Below are 14,753 nucleotides of genomic sequence, written 5' to 3' on the forward strand. Positions count from 1 at the left end.
AGCCCGCACCGACCGGGATCCCGGGGCGGCGGCGGGCGGGGCGGGGACCCAATTACCACGGGACCGTGGTGATCTGCCGCTTCCCCATGTGAGTTCACACCGGGAAGCGGGCGATTACCACGGGACCGTGGTAATCCACCCCCCGCCCACCGGCCAGGTCAGATGCCGGCGGCGGACTTCAGCGCGTCGACGCGGTCGACCCGCTCCCAGGTGAAGTTGGGCAGCTCGCGACCGAAGTGGCCGTACGCCGCCGTCTCGGTGTAGATCGGCCGGAGCAGGTCGAGGTCGCGGATGATCGCGGCGGGGCGCAGGTCGAAGACCTCGAGGACGGCCTTCTGGATCGTCGCGACCGGGATCGTCTCGGTGTCGAAGCAGTCGACGTAGAAGCCGACCGGCTGCGCCTTGCCGATCGCGTAGGCGACCTGCACCTCGCAGCGGCGGGCCAGCCCGGCGGCGACGACGTTCTTGGCGACCCAGCGCATCGCGTAGGCGGCCGAGCGGTCGACCTTGGACGGGTCCTTGCCGGAGAAGGCACCGCCACCGTGGCGGGCCATGCCGCCATAGGTGTCGATGATGATCTTGCGACCGGTCAGGCCGGCGTCGCCCATCGGGCCGCCGACCTCGAAGCGGCCGGTCGGGTTGACCAGCAGGCGGTAGTCGTCGGCGGGCAGGTCGAACGTCGCCAGCACCGGGTCGACGACCTGCTCCTTGATGTCCGGGGTGAGCATGGCGTCGAGGTCGATGTTGGGCGCGTGCTGGGTGGACACCACGACGGTGTCGACACGGACCGGGCGGTCCTCGTCGTCGTACTCGATGGTGACCTGGGTCTTGCCGTCGGGACGCAGGTAGGACAGCGTGCCGTTCTTGCGGACCTCGGTGAGCTTCTCCGAGAGCCGGTGCGCGATCATGATCGGCAGCGGCATCAGCTCGGGCGTGTCGTCGCAGGCGTAGCCGAACATCAGGCCCTGGTCGCCGGCGCCCTGCTTGTCGAGCGGGTCGACCGACTCGCCGGTGCGGGACTCGTGGCCGCTGTCGACGCCCTGGGCGATGTCGCCGGACTGGCCGCCGATGGCGACCATCACGCCGCAGGAGTGGCCGTCGAAGCCCTTGGCGGAGGAGTCGTAGCCGATCTCGAGGATCCGCTCGCGCACCTTCTGCTTGATGTCGACGTAGCCGCCGGTGGTCACCTCGCCGGCGACGACCACCAGACCGGTGGTCAGCAGGGTCTCGACCGCGACGCGGCTGCCTGGGTCCAGCTCGAGCATCGCGTCGAGCACCGAGTCGCTGATCTGGTCAGCGATCTTGTCCGGGTGACCCTCGGTCACGGACTCGGAGGTGAAGAGTCGTCCTGCCACGGTGCTGCAGCCCCATTTCGTCGGTCAATCTGGTCGAAAACTCTGGAGAACCTTACCTGCCGCGCGCGGTCGCGCCTAAGAGGTCTCGAGGCGTGTGACGACGTGGTCCCAGATCACGTGCGCGAGCGCCGACTTGGTCGCCCGCGGGACCTCATGGGCGCCGCCGTCGGAGTCGAGGATCACGGCCTCGTTGTGCGCCTCCCCGAACACCTTGCCGCCGCTGACGTCGTTGACGACCAGCAGGTCGCAGCCCTTGCGGGCGAGCTTGGCGCGCGCGTGGTCGAGCACCGAGCCGGTGTCGTCCCCGGTCTCGGCGGCGAAGCCGACGATCACTGCGTCGGGTCGGCCGCGGTCGTGGGAGATCTCGGCGAGCACGTCGGTGGTCTGTTCGAGGTGTACGACGGGCGCGGAACCGTCGTCGGCCTTCTTCATCTTCGTCGCTGCCCTCGTCGCGGGCCGGTAGTCGGCCGGGGCGGCGGCCATCACGACCGCGTCGGCGCCTGCGGCCGCGGAGACGACCGCGTCACGCAGCTCGCCGGTGGTGACCACCGGGACCACCTTGACCCCGGCCGGGTCCGGCAACGTGGTGTTGGCGGCCACGAGCGTCACCTCGGCGCCACGGGCCGCGGCCACCCGGGCCAGCGCGTAGCCCTGCAAACCCGAGGACCGGTTGCCGAGGAACCGGACCGGGTCGAGGTACTCGCGGGTGCCGCCCGCCGACACCACCACGTGGCGGCCGGCCAGGTCGAGCATCGTGCCGCTGCCTTGGCGGGCCAGCACGTCGAGGCAGAGCTCGAAGATCTCGTCGGGCTCGGGGAACCGGCCCTTGCCGGTGTCGGCCCCGGTCAGCCGGCCCTCGGCGGGCTCGATGACCAGGACTCCGCGCCGACGCAGGGTCGCGACGTTCTCCTGGGTGGCGGTGTGCTCCCACATCTCGGTGTGCATCGCGGGCGCGAACACCACGGGGCACCGGGCGGTCAGCAGCGTGTTGGTGAGGAGGTCGTCGGCGATACCGTGCGCGGCCTTGGCGAGCACGTCGGCGGTGGCTGGTGCCACCACGACCAGGTCGGCGGACTGTCCGATGCGGACGTGCGGCACCTCGTGGACGGAGTCCCAGACCTCGGCGGAGACGGGCTTGCCGGAGAGGGCCGCCCAGGTGGCGGTGCCCACGAACTCGAGGGCGGCACGGGTCGGCACCACGGTGACGTCGTGGCCGGACTCGCTGAAGCGGCGGAGCAGCTCGCACGCCTTGTAGGCCGCGATCCCGCCGCTCACCCCCAGGACGACTCGTGGTCCCACGCGCGTCATGCGGCGGACCTCGGTCTCAGGCGCTCTCGTCGGAGGTCTCGGCGGCCGCCTCGGCGTCGGGGTCGATGTCCTCGCAGGTCAGCAGGTCCTCGTTGATCTCCCGCATCGCGATCGACAGCGGCTTCTCCTGGACGTGGGTGTCCACGAGCGGTCCGACGTACTCGAGAAGCCCCTCGCCGAGCTGGGAGTAGTAGGCGTTGATCTGACGCGCACGCTTGGCGCTGTAGAGGACCAGCTTGTACTTCGAGTCGGTCTTGGTCAGGAGCTCGTCGATGGGAGGGTTGGTGATGCCCTCGGCGACAGGTGCGGTTCCAGACACGCGGTGACTACCTCAACGATCGGGGGTGTGAGAGGGAACCGAAGGTGGTTCCTTCAACAAGGCTACCAACTCGGCGGCTGCAGCGTGAACTTCGGTGTTCACCACCGTCACGTCGAACTCCGACTCGGCGGCCAGCTCCTCCCGCGCGGTCTCCAGCCGACGGGCCCGCTCCTCCTCCGACTCGGTGCCCCGCCCGACCAGTCGGCGGACCAGTTCCTCCCACGACGGCGGCTTCAGGAACACGAACAGCGCGTCCGGCATCGTCGCGCGCACCTGACGCGCGCCCTGGAGGTCGATCTCCAGCAGCGCGGGCCGACCCTCGGCGACCGCCTGCTCCACCGGCAGCCGCGGGGTCCCGTAACGCGCCGCCCCGTGCACCACCGCCCACTCGAGCAGCTGCCCGTCGGCGACCAGCGCGTCGAACTCCTCGTCGCTCACGAAGAAGTAGTGCCGGCCGTGCACCTCACCGGGCCGCGGCTTCCGGGTCGTCACCGATACCGAGATCCACACCTCGGGGTAGTCGGCCCGGACCGCCGCTGCGACCGTGCCCTTGCCGACCGCCGTGGGGCCGGCCAGGACGGTCAGCCGGCTCGGTCCGTCAGCCACGCGCGCCGAACTCGCGCTCCAGCGCGGCGACCTGGTTGGCGCCGAGGCCGCGCACGCGCCGGCTCTCGGAGATGTTCAGCCGCTCCATCATCTGGCGGGCCCGGACCTTGCCCAGTCCCGGCATCGAGGTGAGCAGGTCGAGGACGCGCATCTTGCCGATGACGTCGTTCTCCTGCCCCTGGTGCAGGACGTCGACGATGGAGGCACCGGAGTGCTTCAGCCGGTTCTTCACCTCGGCCCGTTCGCGCCGGGAGGCCGCGGCCTTCTCCAGATTCGCCTGGCGCTGTTCCGGTGTGAGCTCCGGCAAAGCCACGGTGCATGCCCCGTCTACGTCGAAGGTGGGTGAACAGGTCGCAATCTAGTCATTGCCCGTACGCCGCTGCAACGCCGCACCCACGGGGTCGGCCGCGCTAGAGCCCGCTGCCGCCGAGATCGACGCCACACACGTCGGTTGCGTGCTGCTCGATGCCGCCGGCGGCGTCCACCACCGGCTGTGACCGCATCTTGTCCGCCGCGTCGCGCACCGCGTCGAGCTCGGCGTCGGTCACGCCCTCGGGCTGCTCACCGTCGGCGAGGGCACCGGCGTCCACGCCGGCTCTCGAGAGCGCGGACTCGAGCCCCTGCCAGGCGATGACGTACGTCGTCCACTCGTCGCGGATGTCCTCGGGTGAGGCGTCTCGCAAGCCCTCGAACACGTCGACGCTGTCTGACAGGGCGCCGCTCGCCGGGTCGTCGGCACGCTGTGACAGCCGCTCCAGCGTCGCCTTCTCGTCGGTGAGGGCGGCGCAGTAGTCGTCGGTGGCGTCGGAGCAGCCGGCCGCCACCAGCGACGTGAACAGAGCGACCGTGAGCGCCAGGGGTGCAGCCCGCATTCAGACCAGGCCGCGACGTCGCAGCAGCGGCTCGGTGCTCGGGCCACGGCCGCGGATCGACGCGAACGCCTCCATCGGGTCCACGGCACCGCCGCGCGAGAGCAGCCGCTCGCGGAAGACGTCACCGTTCTCTCGGCGCAGACCACCGTTCTCCTCGAACCAGCCGACCATGTCGGCGTCGAGCACCTCGCTCCACAGGTAGGAGTAGTAGCCCGCGTCGTACCCGTTGGTGAACGCGTGCGCGAAGTAGCCGGACCTGTACCTCGGCGGCACCAGGTCGGACCGCACCCCGTGCCTCTCGAGCGCGGCGGCCTCGAACGCCTCGACCTCGTCCGCCGGCACCGCCTCCGCACCGGGCGCGAGCCGGTGCCACTCGTGGTCGAGCAGCGCCGCGCCGAGCATCGAGACGGTGTCGAACCCCATGCCGGCCTCCCCCGAGGCGATCAGCCGGTCGGCGACGTCCTGGTCGAGCGGCTCCCCGGTGGCGTGGTGACGCGCATAGTTGGCGAGCACCGCGGGGTCCCACGCCCACATCTCGTTGACCTGCGAAGGGAACTCCACGAAGTCGCGGGGCACCCGGGTGCCCGCCAGCCGCGGGTAGGTGACGTCGGAGAACAGACCGTGCAGGGCGTGCCCGAACTCGTGGAACGCGGTGCGCACCTCGTCGACCGTCATCAGCGCCGGCTGCCCCTGCGCCGGCCGCGGCACGTTGAGGCACACCACGACCACGGGTCGCTCGTCGAGCAGGTGGGACTGGGTGATGAACTCGTCCATCCAGGCCCCGCCACGCTTGGTCGGCCGGGCGAACCAGTCGCACACGAACAGCCCGAGCACGGTGCTGTCGGGCCCGTCACCGTCGCGGACCTCGTAGGTGCGGATGTCGGGGGCGTACGCCGGCAGGTCTTCACGCTCGGCGAAGGTGAGGCCGTAGAGCCGCTCGGCGGCGAAGAACACGCCGTCGTGGAGCACCCGGTCGAGCGAGAAGTACGGGCGCAGGGCGGCGGTGTCGACGTCGTACGTCGCGGCCTTGACCCGGGCCGCGTAGTAGGTCCAGTCCCACGGCTGCACCGCGTCGTCGATGCCGTCCGCACGCATCGCCGCCTCGATCGCCTCCCGTTCTGCTGCCAGGTTCGCCATCGCCGGCGCGGCCATCGCGTCGAGCATGGAGGTGACCGCGTCGGTCGTGCCCGCCGTCTGGTCCGCCACGACGTACGCCGCGTGGTCGGGATGCCCGAGCAGGCCGGCCCGCTCGGCGCGCAGCCGCGCGATCCGGGTGATCAGCTCCCGCGTGTCGTGGTCACCGCCGCGCAGGCCCCGGGTGGTGGCGGCCTCGTGCAGCCGGCGGCGCAGGTCGCGGTTGCGCAGCGTGGCCAGTGCCGGCTGGATGGTCGGCGACAGCAGCGTGAGCACGTGCCCCTCGAGGCCGCGCTCCTTGGCGGCGAGCGCGGCGGCGTCGACGGCGTCGTGGCTGAGGCCGTCGAGCTCGGAGACGTCGGTGACGTGCAGTGCCATCGAGTTGGCCTCCGCCAGCAGGGTGGAGCCGAACCTCGTGGTGGTCTTGCTGATCTCGTCGTTGAGCTCGCGCAGCCACGCCTGCTGCTCGGCCGGGAGCGCCGCCCCGGCACGCACGAAGTCGGTGTGGTGCCGCTCCACGAGACGGATCTGCTCGTCGTCGAGGCCGGACTCGAGACGGGTGGCGTGCACCGCGTCGAGACGGGCGAACAGGTCGGCGTCGAGCAGGATCGCGTCGTTGTGCGCCGACCACTCCGGCATCAGCTCACCCTCGAGCTCCTGCATCTGCGGGGTGGCCATCGAGTTGGCCATCTCGTAGAACACCCGCATGGTGCGGTCGAGCAGCCGGCCCGACCGCTCGATCGCCTCGACCGTGTTGGCGAACGTGGGCGGCTCCGGGTCGGCCGTGATCGCCGCGATCTCCGCGCGGTGCTCGGCGACGCCCGCGTCGAACGCCGGCCGGTAGTGCTCGTGCCGGATCGCGTCGAAGGGCGGGAACGCGAACGGCAGCGGGCTCGGGTTCGCGAACGGGTTGGTGGGATCGAGGGACATGATTCCGTTCTACCTGTCGAGGTCGGCGAGGTCTTCGGCGGCCCGCAGGGCCGCCTGGTGCAGGGACCGGCGGTCCGGCCCTGCGGAGAGGATGGCGCGCGAGCTGCTGGGCAGGACGTGCCGGGCGGCGCTGCCGAACACCTTCCGGATGTCCGCCGTGGTGCCGCCCTGCGCACCGTACCCGGGCACCAGGATCGGCCCGTTCACGTCGAGCTCGACGGCGGTCTCCTCGATCGTCGCCCCCACGACGACCCCGACCGAGCCCCACGGCTCGGCGCCGGCGTTGAGGGTGGCGACCGCGTCGAGGACGGTCGCGGCGACCGTCCTCCCGTCGGGGGTGGTGGCGTGCTGGAACTGCGGCCCCTCGGGGTTCGAGGTGAGGGCGAGCACGAAGACACCGCGGTCGTTGAGCCGGGCGGCGTCGATCAGCGGGTCCAGTGACCCCATCCCGAGGTAGGGGCTGACTGTCATCGCGTCCGCCGCCAGCGGGCTGGAGGGCGTCAGGTAGGCGTCGGCGTACGCCTGGGCGGTGGAGCCGATGTCCCCGCGCTTGACGTCGAGGAGGACGAGCGCGCCGAGGTCGCGGCACCCCTCGATGACCTTCTCGAGCACCGCGATGCCCGCGGAGCCGTGTCGCTCGAAGAACGCCGACTGCGGCTTGACGACGGACACCGCACCGGCCAGTGCCTCGACCGCCGACATGGCGAACCGCTCCAGCCCGATCGCGGAGTCGGTGAGCCCCCAGTCGTCGAGCAGAGCCGGGTGCGGGTCGATGCCGACGCACAGCCGGCCGCGGCTCTGGATCGCTTCGTGGAGTCGGCTCCCGAACGTCATGCGTGTTCCCCCTCGAGGACGGTGTGGCCGAGTCCGACGGCGTCGGCGGGCCGGGTCAGGTCGTGCTCGGCGAGCAGGCCGGCGAGCTCGTCGGCGATCCGGTCGGGTGCGCCGGGGTCGGCGAGCAGCGCGGTGCCGACCGCGACGGCGGCGGCACCGGCGAGCAGCAACTGCAGGGCGTCGGCCCCCGTGCGCACTCCCCCGGCGCCGACGACGGGCACGCCGGGCAGGGCGGCGTGCACCTCGGCCACCGCCCGCACGGCCACCGGCAGCACGGCCGGTCCGCTGAGGGAGGGCGACCCCCCGCCGAGCAGCGGGGTGAGCGTCACCGGGTCGAAGGCAAGGGCCGGTACGCCGTGTCCGACGACCAGGCCGTCGGCCCCCTCCTTGACGACCGCGCGGGCGACGTCGACGAGCTGGCTGCCGGGGGTCAGCTTGGCGAGCACCGGCACGCCGCGGGGCACCTCGCGGCGCACCACGTGCACGGCCTTGGCGGCGCCGAACGGCTCCAGGTCGAGGGACGGTCCGCCGGCGTAGCGTCCGGACAGCTCGACCTCCACGGCGGTCACGCCGGGTGCGGCGCCGGCGTGCCGGGCGAGCTCGGCCCATTCGGCGAGGGTCAGCCCGGCCAGGGAGACGATGGTGCGCACTCCCTGCTGGGCGAGCCAGGGCAGCTCGGCTGCGAGGAACCCCTGGATGCCGGGGTTCTGGCCACCGGTGTCGGAGAGCACACCGCCGGGGGTCGCGACCAGCCGCGGTGTCGGGGCCCCCGGCCGGCGGTCCAGGGTGAGGGTGCGGGTGGTGAACGCGCCGAGCCGGGAGAGGTCGAGGTACGGCTCCAGCTCCCGCCCGGTGCCGCCGCACCCGGCAGCGGTGAGCACCGGGGACGGCAGCGTGACGCCGGCGAGGTCGGTGCCGAGGTCGGCGGTGGGCCGCGTCACCGGGCGTCCTCCGGGACGGTGCCGACCTCGGCCCACCGGACCCGGTCGCCCCGCACGACCGGGCCGTCGACGCAGGCCCGGGCCATCCGGGTGAGGCCGTCCTCGCCCACCAGCGGCACCACGCAGGCGTGGCACAGACCGGTGCCGCAGGGCATCGGCACGTCGGTGAGCATGGTCTGACTCCAGGCGCCGTGCCGCTCGGCGGCGAGCGCCACCGCGTGCAGGCTGCTCGTGCCGCCCGCGGCGTAGACCACCTCGGCGCCGGTGCGTTCGAGCAGGTCGGGGAGCACGTCGGCCACGGTGCCCGCGAGGCCGACCGAACCATCCCGGGTGGCGACGGTGACCCCCCGGGTGGCGCGCCGCGCCTCCAGGGCGCCGTACAGGTGCCGCTCGGTGGCGCCGCCGAGCAGCATGTGCACCGCGCAGCCGCGCTCACGCAACCGTTCGGCCAGCGGGAACAGGGGTGCTGCCGCGGCCCCCTCGCCGGCGAGCACGCAGGTGACCGGCTCCTTGGGCAGTGCGAAGGGACGACCGAGCGGGCCGGTGACGGGGATCGCGGTGCCGGCATGGGTGCCCGCGAGCCAGGCCGACGACGGGTCGTCTGCGGTCAGCACCACCTCGACGGTGCCGCCGTACGCGCCGGTGGGCCGGACCCGGTGGATCGGGTACGTCGCCGGCACGACCTGCTGCGACAGCGGGCCGCCCACGCCGAGCGCGACGAGCGTGCCAGGCCGGAACCGCTCCGGGACGCCCGGCGCGACGATGGTGAGCAGGTGGTGGGCACCGACCTTCTTGACGCCCAGCACCTCGCCGGTCACCTGGACCGGACCCGTCGTGCCCGCTGGGGTCATGGGTCGATCACCGGGCCAGCTCGTTCTGCACGCGGGACGGCCAGCCGGCGCCCTCGTAGACGAAGGCGGTGTAGGCCTGCAGCAGGGTGGCGCCGGCCTCGAGCCGTTCCCGCGCGTCGTCGGCGTCGCCGATGCCGCCGACCGCGATGATCGTCAGGTCCGGACCGACCCGGTCGCGCAGCAGCTCGAGCACCTCGAGCGCGCGACGGCGGAGGGGTCGCCCGGACAGTCCACCGGCGCCGACCCGCTCGACGTCCTCCGGCGAGGAGACCAGGCCGTCGCGGGTGATGGTCGTGTTGGTGGCCACGATCCCGTCGAGACCCAGCTCGAGGGCGAGGTCGGCCACCGCAAGCACGTCCTCGTCGGACAGGTCGGGAGCGATCTTCACCAGCAGCGGCACCCGGCCGGCCGTCCTGTTCGGGCCGGGCGTACCCGTGACCGCGTCCGCCTGGCGCCGGACCGCCACCAGCAGCGGGCGGAGCCGCTCGACCGACTGCAGGTCGCGCAGCCCGGGGGTGTTGGGGGAGCTCACGTTGACGACGAGGTAGTCGGCGTAGGGCGCGAGCAGACGCGTGGACTTCTCGTAGTCGGCGACCACCGCGCGCGGATCGGTCTCGGCGACGGCCTTGGTCCTGCCGATGTTGACGCCGACGATCACCCGGTCGCGGGTGCCGCGGCGGGCCAGCCGCAGCCGGCGCCGGGCGAGCCGCTCGGCGACCGCCTCCGCCCCGTCGTTGTTGAAGCCCATCCGGTTCACGACCGCGCGGTCGGCCGGCAGCCGGAACAGCCGCGGCCGGTCGTTGCCGGGCTGCGGCTCGCCGGTCACGGTGCCCACCTCGACGAAGGAGAAGCCCAGCGCGGCGAGCGCATCGATGCCCTCGGCGTTCTTGTCGAAGCCGGCGGCGAGTCCGAGCGGGCCCGGGAACTCGATCCCCATCGCCGAGACCGGGCGCCCGCGGTCACGGCGCCGCCGGTCGAGGCCCGCGAGCCCGGGCCGCGCCACCCGCAGCGTCCGGAACCCGAGCCGGTGCGCCTTCTCGGCGTCGAGCCGCACCAGGGCGCGGTCGAACACCTGACGGTAGAGGGTCACCTACGGGCCCAGTCCTGCAGCGACCGGACCCCGATGCCGCCGCTGCGCAGCGCCTCGATGCCCTGCACCGCCGCGCCGAGACCCTGCACGGTGGTGATGCACGGGATGTTGGCCATCACGGCCGCGGTCCGGATCTCGTAGCCGTCGACGCGCGCCGAGCCACCGCCCGACGAGCCGTGCGGGGTGTTGATCACCAGGTCGATCTCACCGGCCTGGATCAGCTGCACCGTCGTGGGTTCGCCGGCGGGGCCCGGACCCTCGAAGTGCTTGCGTACGACGGTCACCCGGACGCCGTTGCGGCGCAGCACCTCGGCGGTGCCCTGGGTGGCGAGGATGTCGAAGCCGCGGTCGGCGAGCACCTTGATCGGGAAGATCATCGAGCGCTTGTCGCGGTTGGCCATGCTCACGAAGACCTTGCCGCTGGTGGGCAGCGAGCCGAACGCTGCGGTCTGGGCCTTCGCGAACGCGGTGCCGAAGTCGGCGTCGAAGCCCATCACCTCGCCGGTCGACTTCATCTCCGGGCCGAGCACGGTGTCCACGTTGCGGCCGTCGGGCGTGCGGAACCGGTTGAACGGCATCACCGCCTCCTTGACCGCGATCGGGGCGTCGCCGGGCAGGTCGCCACCGTCACCCTCGGCGGGCAGCACACCGGCGGCGCGCAGCTCGGCGACCGTCTCGCCGAGCATGACGCGGGCGGCGGCACTGGCCAGCGGCGTCGCGGTGGCCTTCGAGACGAACGGGACCGTGCGGCTGGCCCGCGGGTTGGCTTCCAGGACGTAGAGCACGTCGGAGCCCAGCGCGTACTGGATGTTGAGCAGACCCAGCACCCCGAGGCCTCGGGCGATGGCCTCGGTGGCCTCGCGGATCCGAGCGATCTCCTGGGCGCCCAGCGTGATCGGCGGCAGCGCGCAGGAGGAGTCGCCGGAGTGGATGCCGGCCTCCTCGATGTGCTCCATCACACCGCCGAGGAAGAGCTCCTCACCGTCGAAGATCGCATCGACGTCGATCTCCACCGCGTCGTCGATGAACCGGTCGACCAGCACCGGGTGCTCCGGGCTGGCCTGCGTCGCGCGGGTGATGTAGGACTCCAGCGCGGTGTCGTCGTAGACGATCTCCATCCCGCGCCCGCCGAGCACGTAGGACGGCCGCACCAGGACCGGGTAGCCGATCTCGTGGGCGATCTCCCGCGCCTCGTCGTACGACGTGGCGAGTCCGTGCTTCGGGGCGGGCAGCCCGGCCTTGTGGAGCACCCGTCCGAACGCACCACGCTCCTCGGCGAGGTGGATCGCGGCGGGCGACGTCCCGACGATCGGCACCCCGGCGTCCTGCAGGCCCTGCGCGAGCCCTAGCGGGGTCTGCCCGCCGAGCTGGCAGATCACTCCGGCGACCGGTCCCGCCTGCCGCTCGGCGTGCACGATCTCGAGGACGTCCTCCAGCGTGAGCGGCTCGAAGTAGAGCCGGTCGGAGGTGTCGTAGTCGGTCGAGACGGTCTCGGGGTTGCAGTTGACCATGATCGTCTCGTAGCGGCCGCCGCCCTTCGTGGCCGACAGCGCCAGGCTCGCGTGCACGCAGGAGTAGTCGAACTCGATCCCCTGTCCGATCCGGTTGGGACCGGACCCGAGGATGATCACGGCCGGCGTCTCGCGCGGCCGGACCTCCGTCTCCTCGTCGTACGACGAGTAGTGGTACGGCGTGCGCGCGGCGAACTCGGCCGCGCAGGTGTCGACCGTCTTGAACACCGGGCGGATGCCAAGCGCGTGCCGGACGCCGCGGACGACGTCCTCGCGCAGGTCGCGGATCTTCCCGATCTGCGCGTCGGAGAACCCGTGTCGCTTCGCGCGTCGAAGCACCTGGGGGGAGAGCTCGGGGGCGGCGGCGATCTCGCCGGCGATCTCGTTGATCAGGGCGAGCTGGTCGACGAACCAGGGGTCGATCGCGGTCGACGCGAAGATCTCCTCCGCCGTGGCGCCCGCGCGCAGCGCGTCCATCACCTTCTTGAGCCGGCCGTCGTGCGGTGTGCGGACCTCCTCGAGCAGCGCGGCCTTGTCGAGGTCCTCCCAGTGGTGGGTCCAGTCGAAGACCGCCGCCTTGCTCTCCAGGCTGCGCAGCGCCTTCTGCAGCGCCTCGGTGAAGTTGCGGCCGATGGCCATCGCCTCGCCGACCGACTTCATGTGGGTGGTCAGGGTCGGGTCGGCGGACGGGAACTTCTCGAAGGCGAACCGCGGCACCTTGACCACGACGTAGTCGAGCGTCGGCTCGAAGCTGGCCGGGGTGCCCTGGCCGTGCGCCGTGGTGATGTCGTTGGGGATCTCGTCGAGCGTGTAGCCGATCGCGACCTTGGCGGCGATCTTGGCGATCGGGAAGCCGGTCGCCTTCGACGCGAGTGCGCTGGACCGCGAGACCCGCGGGTTCATCTCGATGACCACGACGCGGCCGTCGTCGGGGTTGACCGCGAACTGGATGTTGCAGCCGCCGGTGTCGACGCCGACCGACCGGATGATGCCGATGGAGAGGTCGCGCAGGTGCTGGTACTCACGGTCGGTGAGCGTCATCGCCGGCGCGACCGTGATCGAGTCGCCGGTGTGCACGCCCATCGGGTCGAGGTTCTCGATGCTGCAGACGATGACCACGTTGTCGGCCTTGTCGCGCATCACCTCGAGCTCGTACTCCTTCCAGCCGAGGATCGACTCCTCGAGGAGCACCTCGGTGGTCGGGCTCGCGGCCAGGCCGGCGCCGGCGATGCGGCGCAGGTCGTCCGCGTCGTACGCCATCCCGGAGCCGGTGCCGCCCATCGTGAACGAGGGACGCACCACCATCGGGTAGCCGAGCTCGCCGGCGGCACCGAGGCAGTCGTCCATTGTGTGGCAGACCACAGAGCGGGCCACCTCGCCACCGAGATCCTCGACGATGCCCTTGAACGACTCGCGGTTCTCGCCGCGGTGGATCGCCTCGATGCTCGCGCCGATGAGCTCGACGCCGTACTTCTCGAGCACGCCCGCCTCGGAGAGCGCGATGGCCGCGTTCAGCGCGGTCTGCCCGCCCAGGGTGGCCAGAAGCGCGTCGGGGCGCTCCTTCTCGATCACCTTCTCCACGTACTCCGCGGTGATCGGCTCGACGTACGTCGCGTCCGCGAACTCCGGGTCGGTCATGATCGTCGCCGGGTTGGAGTTCACCAGGACGACGCGCAGGCCCTCCTCCTTGAGCACCCGGCACGCCTGGGTCCCCGAGTAGTCGAACTCGCACGCCTGGCCGATGATGATCGGTCCCGACCCGATCACCAGCACGCTGTGGATGTCCGTGCGTTTCGGCACGTCAGGACCGCCCTTCCCGCCGAGGAGTCAGTTCTTCAGGCCCCTGGTCGGCGTGTCTCTGCACAGCTGACCCCTCGCCCGACATCAGCTGCACGAACCGGTCGAACAGGTACGCCGCGTCGTGCGGTCCGGCCGCGGCCTCCGGGTGGTACTGCACCGAGAACGCCTTGAGCCGCCCGTCCCCGTCTCGCAGCTCGAGCCCCTCGACGACATCGTCGTTGAGGCAGACGTGGCTGACCGTGGCCTCGCCGTACTCCGTTCTGGTGGTGCCCTTCAGCGGCGCGTCTACCGCGAACCCGTGGTTGTGCGCGGTGACCTCGACCTTGCCGGTCGTGCGGTCCATCACCGGCTGGTTGATGCCGCGGTGACCGTACTTGAGCTTGTAGGTGCCGAAGCCGAGCGCGCGGCCGAACAGCTGGTTGCCGAAGCAGATCCCGAAGTAGGGAATCCCCTGTCCCAGCAGGGACTTGAGCAGCTCGACCTGGTGGGTGGTGGCGGCCGGGTCACCCGGGCCGTTGGAGTAGAAGACCCCGTCCGGCGCGACCGCGAGCACCTCGTCGACGCTCGCGGTGGCGGGCAGCACGTGCACCTCGATGCCGCGCTCGGCCATCATCCGCGGGGTGTTCGCCTTGATGCCGAGGTCGACGGCGGCGACGGTGAGCCGCTTCTCCCCCACCGCCGGCACGACGTAGGTCTCCGCCGTCGTCACCTGGTCGGCCAGCTCGGAGCCGGCCATCTCGTCCGCCATGAGCACTCGCTCCAGCAGCGCCGCGGGGTCGGTCTCGGTCGTCGAGATGCCGACCCGCATCGCGCCGCGCTCCCGCAGGTGCCGGGTCAGTGCGCGCGTGTCGACCCCGCTGATGCCGACCACTCCCTGCTCGCGGAGGGCGTCGTCGAGCGAGCGGCGGGAGCGCCAGCTGGACGGGATCCGGGCCGGGTCGCGGACGACGTACCCGCTCACCCAGATCTTGCGCGACTCCGGGTCCTCGTCGTTCATGCCGGTGTTGCCGACGTGCGGCGCGGTCATCACGACGACCTGGCGGTGGTACGACGGGTCGGTCAGCGTCTCCTGGTAGCCGGTCATGCCGGTGGAGAACACCGCCTCGCCGAACGTCTCGCCCTCGGCGCCGAAGCCCTCGCCGTGGAAGGTGCGGCCGTCCTCGAGCACGAGCAGTGCGGCCTGCCGGGGGGCGGGCCTGTCG

The 14,753-nt window shown here is 71.9% G+C and carries 13 protein-coding genes; all 13 read right to left on the bottom strand.

Going from position 1 to position 14,753, the window contains the following annotated elements; all coding sequences use genetic code 11:
- Positions 1–158 precede the first annotated feature (158 nt).
- The gene (metK, locus tag VFH10_RS08610; protein WP_325127706.1) at positions 159–1,355 is read right to left on the bottom strand and encodes a methionine adenosyltransferase; all 1,197 of its coding nucleotides are present in this window, start codon (positions 1,353–1,355) and stop codon (positions 159–161) included.
- A 75-nt stretch (positions 1,356–1,430) separates the two neighbouring features.
- Positions 1,431–2,663: a bifunctional phosphopantothenoylcysteine decarboxylase/phosphopantothenate--cysteine ligase CoaBC gene (gene coaBC, locus VFH10_RS08615; RefSeq protein ID WP_325127707.1), complete on the bottom strand. Its 1,233-nt coding sequence runs from the start codon at positions 2,661–2,663 to the stop codon at positions 1,431–1,433.
- Between the two features lie 16 nt (positions 2,664–2,679).
- Positions 2,680–2,982 (bottom strand): DNA-directed RNA polymerase subunit omega, encoded by a 303-nt coding sequence (gene rpoZ / locus VFH10_RS08620; RefSeq protein WP_325127708.1) that lies wholly within the window; start codon positions 2,980–2,982, stop codon positions 2,680–2,682.
- A 12-nt stretch (positions 2,983–2,994) separates the two neighbouring features.
- Positions 2,995–3,588: a guanylate kinase gene (gene gmk, locus VFH10_RS08625; RefSeq protein WP_325127709.1), complete on the bottom strand. Its 594-nt coding sequence runs from the start codon at positions 3,586–3,588 to the stop codon at positions 2,995–2,997.
- Entirely contained in the window at positions 3,581–3,901 is a 321-nt protein-coding gene (gene mihF / locus VFH10_RS08630; protein ID WP_325127710.1) for an integration host factor, actinobacterial type, read from the bottom strand. The genes gmk and mihF overlap by 8 nt, the downstream gene beginning before the upstream one ends.
- A gap of 97 nt (positions 3,902–3,998) precedes the next feature.
- On the bottom strand, positions 3,999–4,460 hold the full coding sequence (locus tag VFH10_RS08635) for a hypothetical protein (protein ID WP_325127711.1): 462 nt from the start codon (positions 4,458–4,460) through the stop codon (positions 3,999–4,001).
- The gene (locus tag VFH10_RS08640; RefSeq protein WP_325127712.1) at positions 4,461–6,524 is read right to left on the bottom strand and encodes a M3 family metallopeptidase; all 2,064 of its coding nucleotides are present in this window, start codon (positions 6,522–6,524) and stop codon (positions 4,461–4,463) included.
- Positions 6,525–6,533: 9 nt separating this feature from the next.
- Positions 6,534–7,358: an orotidine-5'-phosphate decarboxylase gene (gene pyrF, locus VFH10_RS08645; RefSeq protein WP_325127713.1), complete on the bottom strand. Its 825-nt coding sequence runs from the start codon at positions 7,356–7,358 to the stop codon at positions 6,534–6,536.
- A complete protein-coding gene (locus tag VFH10_RS08650; RefSeq protein WP_325127714.1) occupies positions 7,355–8,299 on the bottom strand; it encodes a hypothetical protein in 945 nt (314 codons plus the stop codon). Before VFH10_RS08650 ends, pyrF begins: the two co-directional genes overlap by 4 nt.
- Positions 8,296–9,150: a hypothetical protein gene (locus VFH10_RS08655; RefSeq protein WP_325127715.1), complete on the bottom strand. Its 855-nt coding sequence runs from the start codon at positions 9,148–9,150 to the stop codon at positions 8,296–8,298. The genes VFH10_RS08650 and VFH10_RS08655 overlap by 4 nt, the downstream gene beginning before the upstream one ends.
- A 7-nt stretch (positions 9,151–9,157) precedes the next feature.
- A complete protein-coding gene (locus VFH10_RS08660) occupies positions 9,158–10,240 on the bottom strand; it encodes a quinone-dependent dihydroorotate dehydrogenase (protein ID WP_325127716.1) in 1,083 nt (360 codons plus the stop codon).
- Positions 10,237–13,551: a carbamoyl-phosphate synthase large subunit gene (gene carB / locus VFH10_RS08665; protein ID WP_325127717.1), complete on the bottom strand. Its 3,315-nt coding sequence runs from the start codon at positions 13,549–13,551 to the stop codon at positions 10,237–10,239. Before carB ends, VFH10_RS08660 begins: the two co-directional genes overlap by 4 nt.
- A gap of 1 nt (position 13,552) precedes the next feature.
- Entirely contained in the window at positions 13,553–14,725 is a 1,173-nt protein-coding gene (gene carA / locus VFH10_RS08670; protein WP_325127718.1) for a glutamine-hydrolyzing carbamoyl-phosphate synthase small subunit, read from the bottom strand.
- Positions 14,726–14,753: the final 28 nt, after the last annotated feature.

It is taken from the genome of Nocardioides sp. (assembly GCF_035697785.1).
Taxonomy (GTDB): Bacteria; Actinomycetota; Actinomycetes; order Propionibacteriales; family Nocardioidaceae; genus Nocardioides_B.